Here is a 9,658-nt window from a genome sequence, read left to right on the forward strand (position 1 = left end):
GCGACTTGGCGGCTGGGAGGCTCATTCCGGCCACCTACCGGATCGGTCCCGACCAGCCAATCCCCGATCAACCTGACAGTGCCGACCAATGCGTCCAAGCCGCTGACCCGTGCAACACGAATGCCAGCCTTTACACCGGTGCTTGACCTGAAAGCCCTATTTAGAGAACGGGCCCTCGCATCAACCCGAGCGTGTATACGATTTATTCTGGACGTGCGACTCTCGAGCGAGGCATCGTTCCAGAGCCGCTGTTTGCGGCGACGCTCGGGAGGTCGCCAGAATAATGCAGAGCGCCGGTATTGGTCAGCGCCAGACCTGGAACTGGCAGCTGGTCGGAGTACACTTAATCTTGGCCGCGCTGGCCATCGGATTACCAGGCTGTGCCAATTCGCCTGGATCCGCGCTTGCCTCACTGACCGATCGTGGGCGCCTCCTTCAGCAGGGGCCGGCGAGCCGCATGACGGCCGCGGCAGCGGAGGCGCACCGCGAGAGTCTGGTCCCAATCGTCTATTATTTTGCCAGCCAGACGGGCCGAATGAGGTCGCCTCCGGCGACCGGCCTGACCTTACTGGAGAGGCAGGAGGGCGAGCTTGCCTCGCTGAGCGCATCGGACTGGGCTGCCGTCACCCTGGTCGGCGAGGGATACATCGACGAGCAGTGCTTCGCCCTGCTAAGCGCGCTCGAAGAGCTGGAGCGCACCCGCCGCGCCACGCTGGCCAACATGAACGCTATCCAGAGCGCGACAGTGGGTATCATGGGCCTTGCCGTCGCGGCGCAGAAGGCGATCGGCATCACCGGTATTGCCTTCGGCTTAGCTGCGAGCCTGTTCGACAACACCACATCCAGTGTTCTTTATCAACTGCCTGCCGCCTCAGTCCGCGCGGTCGTGCTGGCACAGCGCGACCAGCTCCGGCAGGAAGAGGCGAGCGACGGCGCCAACCTCCTGTCGCGGGTGACTAACCGTGGCCTCGCGGTCGCCCGGATGACCGAGTACCTGCAGTACTGCGCTCCGGTGACGATCAACGCAAACATCGAGCGCATCCTCAACAACACCCGCGTCAAGGACGGTGAGTTCGTCGTGCCGCCGGTCCGGCCCGCCGTTAGCTCGGCGCTGGTGCAGCCGATGTCCGCAATTCCGCCGGGGACCCGGGTGGTGCAGGTCGGTCAGACGACAAGGCCCGTGCGCCTCGACCCGGATGTGCAGCGGCAACTGGCCACTCTGGCCGCAGCGGTGAGAGCCACCAGGGAACGCCCGCGGTTGGAGCAAGCTGCCAGCACCCTCGGCCTGCCAGTCACGCCGGTGATGTTGGACACGGAACTGAGCGCGGCGATCCGGCAGAAGCTCAGCGCTTCGGTCAACGCAGCGGATGTCACGATCCAGCGGTCGCAGATGGAGCGGCTGAACCAGGTGCTGCTGCCGATCCTGCAGCCTGCCGCGCCCCCCGCCCAGCCATTCCCCGCCCCACGCTGAAGGAGGTGACAATGCAAGTTGCGGTGGTCCACGTCGCCGGCGCCTTTCCGCTCGATGAGACTGAGGTTATCGTCCAGCAGCAGGAGGAGATCCTCGGCCCACTAGTCGATCTTGGCAATGCAGGCACTAAGACGGCGCTGACGTTCGACATGGACAGCGAGCCACCAAAGACCTTCGCGGTGCTCCGCCTGACGCCTGGCGGCCAAGCGCCGGTGATCCCCGGCTTCCGGCTGGTGTGCCAGGGCAACTGCTTGGTCGCAGGGCAACTGGCGGGCGTAGCGGCCTTTCGGGCCGAGGAGCCGGCTACGCTCGGCCTGGCGGTGAAGCCCTCGAGCGCGCTGGAGCACGCGCTCATGGCGCAGCTCCCCACAACAAAGACCTTCCACGACCTCATCGCTGCCTCGGCCGCCGCCCATAAGCTGCCACCGGCCGTCATCGCTGCCATTGGTTCGGTCGAGTCGGCATGGGGCACCTCGTCGCTCATGATTCCTAACGGGCCGGCGGGAACTGGCGATCGCAAGCCGCGCCAGCCGAAACCGCCGCTCCGGCCCGGCTCGATGCCCACCGACGGGCTCGGTTTCGGCCGTGGTCTCATGCAAATCGACTGGGACGCGCATGACTTCGCCCGCAGCGGCAATTGGCAGGACGCCGGGGCGAATATCGACTTCGGCGCCGGTGTACTGGCCGGGGCGCTGGCCCGATTCTCCAAACAGAAGAAGTTTGCTGCCGATGCTCTGCGGGTGGCAATCTTGGCCTATAATCAAGGCGAGGGTGGCGCGACGCGCAGTATCACGGAGCAGGGCTTGGAGGCGGCGACCGGGCCTGGCACCTATGCTGGCAAAGTGCTGCAGCGCATTCCCTTCTTCGAGACGAACGGCTTCGCCTGACGGCGGCGGTCCGGCATGTCGCACCGGATCAGGAGACACACCGGCACCGTCAAGCAGATCGATATAACAATGAAATTTGGCAACTGTGTTTCTGATGCGCGTCGGTCAGGCGTAAGAAGCTGTACGCGATTAAACTCCTTGCTGCGCCTGGGTTTGGGCGACGAGACGGCGTGCGATGATGGAGATCATCGCAATCCAGATGTGCCCGGCAAAGAGATCCGCGGCGCGGTCGTACACGATATTGAGCCTGCGGTAGCGGCTGAGCCAGGCGAACAACCGCTCCACAACCCATCTAATCCCGTTCGGCAGGAAGCGCCCGTCGCGCGTGCCGCCGGGCGAGACCGAGACATGGATGTCATGCTCGAGCGCTGCCGCGGCGAAGGGCGCGCCTTTGAAGCCACTATCGCCGAGTAGGTCACCTTCGAAGCCGAGCGCGGCCAGCCGCGGCAGGACGCCCGCGCGGTCGTCTGTGTTGGCCGGCTGCAGTTCGAGATCGAGCAGCGATCCATGCTTGTCGCAGACCGCGAACAGCTTCACGCCTTTGACCAGCTTGCCACCATCGATGCCGCGTACCCAGGCGGTCGGGGCTGACCGCAGGGAGCGGCTGTCGGCCACCACCGCCGAGGGCAGCACCTCGTCGCCGCAGGCCAGTCGCCAATCAAGCGCGAGACGTTGGCCCAGCCGTCGCCACAGGCCCAGGCGGGTCCAGCGCGCGAAGCTGCTGTGCAGGGTGGTGAAGGGAACACCAGAGAGCCAGCCGGCGATGCGCCACTGCAGGCCGCCGAAGGTCAGGGTCCAGATCAGCCCGATCAAGCGCCGCCGCAGCGTCAGGTCCGGCTTACGGCCGCGGCGATGCACGCCGACCCGCTCGCGATCCATGGCCTCCAGTTCCGCCTCGACCGCGAAGACGAAGACTTCGATGTCGGCCAGGGCGTCCCAGCCGTCGCCACGGCTGGGTCGGGGAACACGGCGAGCCGAAGGCGGAGGCAGGTCGACATTGCTGCGTAGGCTGGTGCGAGACATCGGCCCAACATGGTGAGGCGATGCCGACGCACTGCCCTACGTATCGAAGCCGCCCCGAAGCGCCCGGCTTATTTCGCGTTCAGACTCTAAGTCTGATCCGGTACTCCGGCCTTTTAGGAAGCCGAAAATGCCGCAACCCTGGCCCTTGCAGCTCAACTTGACTGTGAGAATGTCGGTGTTGTGGACTTCCCCCGCGGAGTGGAGAGGTGAGATCAGAGCGTCATGCGGCTGAGCGCTTGGTGATCCCTTCCATGCTGGCCCGCGCTTCGGCCGGGGTGCGGTAGCCGACGCCGGAGTGCAAACGCTGCCGAATGTAGAAGACTTCGATGTACTCGAACACGGCCGTCGTCGCCTCCTCGCGGGCACTGACAAGGTGCGCCCAGCTGTTGTAACGTCCGACGCCACCGACAACAGTAGCGGCGCCGGGAGGGAGAAAACGGTCGATGATCATCGGGATGGCGGAGTCCGGGGACCGCTTTGTGCAGGGGCCTGTGACAATGGCCCTCCAGGCTGGCCTTACTCGTGCCGGACAGGCGCTCGATGTGGACGGTGTTTTCGGCAGGGAGACAGCCACGGCACTCGGGCGGTGGCAGAAGGCGAACAGCCTTCCGGTTAGGGCCGGGGTCGACGCGGATGGATGGCGGAGGCTGACGCAGACGGAACCCCCATCGGTCTTCGACCTCTGTCTCTCCATGACTGCCGATTTCGAAGGCACGTTGTTCAACCACGTTGTCGGCAACTTCGACGGTGCGGGCATTACCTTCGGGCTGATCGGCTTTACCCTACTGAACGGCGAACTCAAGCGGCTGATGACCGACATCGAGGCGCTCCGGCCGGGCGCGGTCGCCTCGGCATTCGGGCCGCTTTACGCAGAGTTCGCCGGGATCCTGGATGCCCCAAAAGCGCGGCAGACCGCATGGGCCAACGACATCTCGCGCGGCTCCGCCCGCGTGCTGGTTGATCCGCAGTGGCAGGACGCCTTCGAGCGGCTCGGCATGTTGCCGGAGGCGTGCATGGCCCAGATCGAGCGGGCGCATCGGGTTTACTGGAGCGCCGCGCGCGACCTGATGGCACCCGTGCTGGGCAGCGGCCCGGTCAGCCCACTGGATGCCGCCCTCTTCTTCGACATCGCGGTACAAAATAACGTTGATCCCACTGAGCGAAAGGCTCTGGTGGAAATCGGCCGCAGCGGATCAACCGGCGCACAGCGGCGGGAGCAGGTCGCGCGGGTCATCGCCGACGGCAGCGCGACCCGTTTCCGAGCTGACGTCCTTGCGCGCAAGCGGACCTTCGCCGGGGGCCGCGGCGAGGTACACGGGTCCCGCTACACCCTCAATGTATGGGGTTTGGACGACACGCCGCTGCCCACGGGCGCGCTAGACCTGCCGTCCCAGATCGCCGGAATCCTGGCGAGCGGAAAAGGAAGAACAGACACGATCGCGCTGGCCCCGGACGAAGAGGCCGGAGAAGCTGCAACCATATCCCTGCCGCCGACCCTCCCGGCTCCGGCCACCACGGCAACTAGCCCACACGCGGGATGGGGACTCTACACCGAGTTCCGCGCCTTCGCCGAGAGCCTCGGTCTCGCGCACTTCTCATCAGACGAGTTGCTCTTCCTCGGGCAGCAGCAGTTGGGCGGCAAGTGCGCCGGGCTGAACGACTACCCGCCCCGCGAGCTGTGGGTGAACATCGCGCCGGCCGCCGCCGTGCTGGACCGCCTGCGCTCCGAGATCGGTGCTTCGATTCGCATCCTCAGCGTCTACAGGAGCCCAGCCTACAACGCCTGCATCGACGGTTCCGCCAGCAACAGCATGCACATGCGCTTCAACGCGATCGATTTCACCTGCCAGAGCGGCACGCCGAAGGATTGGGCTGCTCGGCTCCAGGACTACCGCCGGCGGGGCATCTTCCGCGGTGGCATCGGCGTGTACCGAACCTTCGTCCATGTCGACACGCGCGGCGAGAATGCGAGCTGGACCGGATAAACGGGGCGCCCGCCTGGATATGCTCCGAGCGGGACCCGCCGGCAGCCCAGGATCTCGGACCTCTGCCGCAGCGAAGCGATCTGAGCGTTCACCCGCGCCCAGCCACTTTCGGATTCCAAGGCACCAGAAACTCGCGGAGGGTTAAATTGCAATAGAGGGAGCGCCGAGGGCCAGAGCACGCCACTATGGCTATGTCCCGAGGCGCGCGGGAAGGCCAAAAATCTCCCCGGAGAAGCGAGCAGCCAGGGCGTTTTGGATCTCCCAGTCAAACATCGCGTGCACTCGAGGCCGTAACGGCTCGGCTGCATCAGCGCCGCCGCAAACGACTACCTTGTCGCTCTGATGAACGCATGCGAGCTTTCGGCTCAATGGAACTGGGGAGCGGCGGCGATGCCCAACGGAGTCCAAGACAATGCGGCGGAGCGCGGCGCCGAGACGGAGAGCAACCAGGACGACGTGGGCAGGCGGATCTGGGGTGCACTCAAGGATGCGCTCCGTTCGGCAACCCATCTCCAGGTCGTCACTATCCTCGGGGAGGCGAGCATCGTGGCCGACGCCAGGGTCGGTTTCGATAAACTCACGGCCACCATCCCGCCGGAGAAGGACGGCGAGCGCAATACGCTGGTGACGAACATAGACCTCGCCTTCGGCGACATTTCGCAGTCGCTCAGCCCGAAGCTGATGGACGGCAGCCACGAGGCCCTCCTGACGGCCCACACCGAAATGCTGACAAAGGCCCAGCAGATTGTGCAGGAGAACCTGCGCGTTCTGAAGGAGCTAGCGAGGGATCTAGCAAAAGAATTAAGCAGTCGGGGCTGAGCGGCACCGTGCTGCTACGTCCTGGCAAAGCCACGGAGGCCCGGGACAGCGCACCGGACCCAGTGTTTGGCAAGCTGCAGGAGAGCGCGGGTGGGGTGCTGCGTGGCTTGCTCACCCTTCAGATCAACACGATCGAGAGGGTGGACATCACGGCGGAGCAGGTCCCCGCGCTGCCACACGCGTTGCTCGACATCGCCTACGAGTACCTCGACTTCCTGCAAGGCAAAGCCCGGCTGCGAATCGTCTCGGAAAACGGCCAAGCCGAGCGGTTGCTGACGGGCAATTACAACCCGGCGAAGCTAGTGGCGCAGGACTTCGCTGACGTGAACCTGACCTCGCTCTTCGGAGACGAGCGTCGCACGGACTTCTCGGGCGACCTCCGGCTGACGCCGGGGCTGTTTGAGGTGCTCCGCCTTGCCGCGAGCCAGGCCTTGAAGCACACGCCGCGTGAGGACGGGCCGGACCAGGCGGTGCTCCGCCGTATCTGCAATAATTGTGACTCAATTAAGGTCGTACTGAAGAAGAAAGAGGCCGTCGCGGCCTGGCTGGACGCGCCGGCGCGGCAGCCTTCCGCTGTAGATCTAACGCGCCCGCCACCCTCCTCCGCCGCCATTGACCGCGGGGTGCTTAAGCCGCCCGTGGGTGCTACGCGCGCGGAGCTTGTGAACCGCCGCGAGGCGCTGGTTGAGCCGTGGTTCGCAGTCCTCCCCAACGACGCACTGATCGTCCGGCACACCTGGGAGATCGGCACCGAGATCGTCCGCGCGCAGACTGTCGTGCAGCTCCGCGGCGACATCGTGACTCGCCTGCACCCCACTACGTCCGAGGCGCTGCGTACCATGCACCAGCTCGGCGTTGGAGCCGCGCTGGGCCACTGGCACCAACTTATGGCTCTCGTCGTGCAGATCGGACGCGACGCCCTAGGCTCCCTTACTGGTCGTGGCCGGTGAGCGACGCCAGCCGAGCAGCGGCGGCGGAGGGCGGCCCTGCGACCCTGCGCTGTTTGGTTGAGGACGGCTACCTGCGCACCGACACGCGCTTGGACGACGGCACCATCGTCCTCCGCACGGTGCTTGACCTGGCCGGCGACGCGACGCTGTTCGTCTGCGCGCGGTGGTCGGGGCGCACATCGCTAGATGAGGTCGCCCAGGCGATGGAGGCGCATGGGGAGCGGGTCCGCAGGCGCATGGCGCTGGCGCTGAAGCCCGTTGAGGATTGGTCCCAGTGGGGCGGTCTCGCGCTCGGGGTGGCGTTGGGCCTTGCCGGCGGGTACGGCGGCAGTGCCGTGGGCTGGGATCTCACGCTGCTTGCGTCGCTGCTGCCGGCGGACTACTCGGTGCCGGCTTGGCTTGGCGGCCCCGGGAACATGCTCTTCTTGTGGATCTTAGCCTGGCTTGTCCGGCGGCAATCGAGCGCCCTCGTGTTGCGAATTGCGGGGCCTTGGGTGTTGCGCAGGTTGCTTCGCGGCGCCGTGTTCGCTACCGCTGGCTGGTCGCCATCGGACCCGGAGCGGCGCGGCCGCTCGCGCCGCATTGACACCACAGTCCCGGCCGTGGCTCGCTGACCTGGCAGCGCGGCGGTGTCCCTCACTGTATGTAGTTTTATTGACCCGGCCCTCATTGTCTTGATCATGCGACATAGCGGAGCTGCGGATGCCGGAAGATGGCGCGGATCCGCGGCGTTGGGAGTGTCAGAAATTCTGTGTAGGGCCGCGATGGTTAGATGATGGCGAAGCGGTCCTCGAAGAGGATGGCGAACTGGGCCTTGGCTGCGGTCCACTCTCTCTGCGGCATCCTCCACTCCTTGGCAGTGAGCCGCAAGACCAGGAACAGCAGCTTCAACACGGCCTCGTCGGTTGGGAAGTGACCACGGGCGCGAACGGCGCGTCGTAGCTTGGCATGCAGGGCCTCGATGGAATTCGTGGTGTAGATGATCCGCCGCACATTGGCAGGAAAGGCGTAGAACGGGATCACCTCCGGCCAGTGCCGGCGCCAGGTCTGGCCGATGACGGGGTACTTGCGGCCCCATTGGCCCTCATCGAATGCCTCGAGGGTAGCCTGGCCGGCGTCGGCGTTGCGCGCCCGGTAGACCTCTCGCAGCGCCGCGGCGACAGCGCGGTGGTCCTTGTAGGAGACATAGTCCAGCGAGGTGCGCAGCAGGTGAACAATGCAGGCCTGCACCTGGGTTCGCGGGAAGACGGCGGCGATCGCCTCCGGAAAGCCCTTCAACCCGTCGACGACGGCGATAAGGATATCTTCGATGCCGCGGTCCCTGAGCTCGTTCATGACCCTGAGCCAGAACTTGGCGCCCTCGGTCTGCTCGATCCACAGCCCCAACACCTCCTTGGTCCCGTCAGGGCGGACGCCAAGGGCGACGTACACGGCCTTGTTGCGGACCGTGCCCTCGTCGCGGACCTTGACCCTGAGGGCGTCCAAGAAGACCAGCGGGTAGACCGCCTCGAGCGGACGGTCCTGCCATTCGGCGACCTCATCGAGGACCGCATCCGTCACCGCGCTGACCAGGTCGGGCGAGACCTCGATGCCGTAGAGCTCGCGTAGGTGCCCCTGGATCTCGCGGGTGCTCATGCCGCGCGCGTACATCGACACGATCTTGTCGTCGAAGCGACGCTGATACTTGGCAATCAGCTGCGGGTCGAAGGTCGACAGCCGGTCACGCGGCACCTGCAGATCCAGCCGGCCGGTGCCGGTCAGCACCGTCTTGGCGCCGTAGCCGTTGCGGCTGTTGGCCCGGCCATCCGGCTCGCCACCCTCGAGGTGGTGATCCAGCTCGGCGTTCAGCGCCCGTTCGGCCAGGGCCTTCTTGAGCCCGTCCAGCAGGCCGCCATCGGCCAGGGCGGCCCGGGGATCAGACCCACCCAGCAGCTGGTCCAGCAGCTCATCTGGGATGGAGGGTTGTTTGCGTCTCGGCATGCGATGGCTCCCTCAGCAGCATCGTACGACCCGAAACACGGAAATTCCGACACTCCCCCGGCGCTGAGCAGTTCGGCCTGGAGGCGGTCGTCGAACACGTGCCCTGGCGAGCGCGGCATCTCCGCCCAGGTCACCAGCAGTTCCGACTGTCGGTCCCCTTGCCGTCCCAGTGCCATGCCACACCTGCCGCTCGCGTCCAGAACCAACCGAATCAAGCCAAGGCGACTTCGTCAACGGGCTGGTCTGGCTGGAGCGGCACCCGCGCTGGGTGCTCCACTTCACACCGACCTCAGCCTCCTGGATCAATGCCGTCGAGGGCTACTTCTCAGCATTGACCCGAAGGCGCCTGCGACGAGGGATGTTCCAATCCGTCGCCGATCTCTAGCAGACTGTCGCCCGCTACATCCGCGAGCACAACGCCACATCGAGCTCCTTTGTCTGGACCAAGCCCGCCGACCGCATTCTCGCCAAACTCGGCGCGGTGGCCTAGCAGGGCCGTATGTCGTTTAGCAGGCTGCTGAAATTCCCTCTCGCGATTGGCGC

8 protein-coding genes and 2 pseudogenes are annotated in these 9,658 nt (G+C 65.7%); 7 read left to right on the top strand and 3 right to left on the bottom strand.

The window, feature by feature from the left end; genetic code table 11:
• Positions 1-457: 457 nt before the first annotated feature.
• Both JMJ56_RS31675 and JMJ56_RS31680 read left to right on the top strand, forming a co-directional pair.
• Entirely contained in the window at positions 458-1,471 is a 1,014-nt protein-coding gene (locus JMJ56_RS31675; protein WP_202835863.1) for a hypothetical protein, read from the top strand.
• Positions 1,472-1,482: 11 nt separating this feature from the next.
• Positions 1,483-2,358 (top strand): transglycosylase SLT domain-containing protein, encoded by an 876-nt coding sequence (locus tag JMJ56_RS31680; RefSeq protein ID WP_202835864.1) that lies wholly within the window; start codon positions 1,483-1,485, stop codon positions 2,356-2,358.
• Between the two features lie 129 nt (positions 2,359-2,487).
• Here the strand turns inward: JMJ56_RS31680 and JMJ56_RS31685 are convergent, their stop codons facing one another.
• Positions 2,488-3,381, bottom strand: coding sequence for an IS5 family transposase (locus tag JMJ56_RS31685; RefSeq protein WP_202835865.1), 894 nt, complete (start codon positions 3,379-3,381; stop codon positions 2,488-2,490).
• Positions 3,382-3,601: 220 nt separating this feature from the next.
• Positions 3,602-3,742, bottom strand: a pseudogene (locus tag JMJ56_RS31690) (IS3-like element ISGmo1 family transposase); the annotation flags it as partial.
• Positions 3,743-3,824: 82 nt separating this feature from the next.
• Here JMJ56_RS31690 and JMJ56_RS31695 point away from each other — a divergent pair.
• The 4 genes from JMJ56_RS31695 to JMJ56_RS31710 all read left to right on the top strand — a co-directional run bounded on the left by JMJ56_RS31695 (position 3,825) and on the right by JMJ56_RS31710 (position 7,749).
• A complete protein-coding gene (locus JMJ56_RS31695; protein ID WP_202835866.1) occupies positions 3,825-5,366 on the top strand; it encodes a D-Ala-D-Ala carboxypeptidase family metallohydrolase in 1,542 nt (513 codons plus the stop codon).
• Positions 5,367-5,756: 390 nt separating this feature from the next.
• On the top strand, positions 5,757-6,185 hold the full coding sequence (locus JMJ56_RS31700) for a hypothetical protein (protein ID WP_202835867.1): 429 nt from the start codon (positions 5,757-5,759) through the stop codon (positions 6,183-6,185).
• A 95-nt stretch (positions 6,186-6,280) separates the two neighbouring features.
• The gene (locus JMJ56_RS31705; protein ID WP_202835868.1) at positions 6,281-7,135 is read left to right on the top strand and encodes a hypothetical protein; all 855 of its coding nucleotides are present in this window, start codon (positions 6,281-6,283) and stop codon (positions 7,133-7,135) included.
• A complete protein-coding gene (locus JMJ56_RS31710; protein WP_202835869.1) occupies positions 7,132-7,749 on the top strand; it encodes a hypothetical protein in 618 nt (205 codons plus the stop codon). The genes JMJ56_RS31705 and JMJ56_RS31710 overlap by 4 nt, the downstream gene beginning before the upstream one ends.
• Before the next feature lie 154 nt (positions 7,750-7,903).
• Here JMJ56_RS31710 and JMJ56_RS31715 read toward each other — a convergent pair whose 3' ends face one another.
• On the bottom strand, positions 7,904-9,115 hold the full coding sequence (locus tag JMJ56_RS31715) for an IS256 family transposase (protein WP_202835870.1): 1,212 nt from the start codon (positions 9,113-9,115) through the stop codon (positions 7,904-7,906).
• Between the two features lie 238 nt (positions 9,116-9,353).
• Here JMJ56_RS31715 and JMJ56_RS31720 point away from each other — a divergent pair.
• Positions 9,354-9,605, top strand: a pseudogene (locus JMJ56_RS31720) (IS630 family transposase); the annotation flags it as partial.
• Between the last annotated feature and the right edge of the window lie 53 nt (positions 9,606-9,658).

This window comes from Belnapia arida (assembly GCF_016773205.1).
Lineage (GTDB): Bacteria > Pseudomonadota > Alphaproteobacteria > Acetobacterales > Acetobacteraceae > Belnapia > Belnapia arida.

Excerpts from the sequence above, each read along its gene's own strand:
- JMJ56_RS31685 (WP_202835865.1), bottom strand. The coding sequence starts at position 3,381 with ATGTCTCGCACCAGCCTACGCAGCAATGTCGACCTGCCTCCGCCTTCG.
- JMJ56_RS31700 (WP_202835867.1), top strand. The coding sequence starts at position 5,757 with ATGCCCAACGGAGTCCAAGACAATGCGGCGGAGCGCGGCGCCGAGACG.
- JMJ56_RS31675 (WP_202835863.1), top strand. The coding sequence starts at position 458 with ATGACGGCCGCGGCAGCGGAGGCGCACCGCGAGAGTCTGGTCCCAATC.
- JMJ56_RS31715 (WP_202835870.1), bottom strand. The coding sequence starts at position 9,115 with ATGCCGAGACGCAAACAACCCTCCATCCCAGATGAGCTGCTGGACCAG.
- JMJ56_RS31680 (WP_202835864.1), top strand. The coding sequence starts at position 1,483 with ATGCAAGTTGCGGTGGTCCACGTCGCCGGCGCCTTTCCGCTCGATGAG.
- JMJ56_RS31695 (WP_202835866.1), top strand. The coding sequence starts at position 3,825 with ATGATCATCGGGATGGCGGAGTCCGGGGACCGCTTTGTGCAGGGGCCT.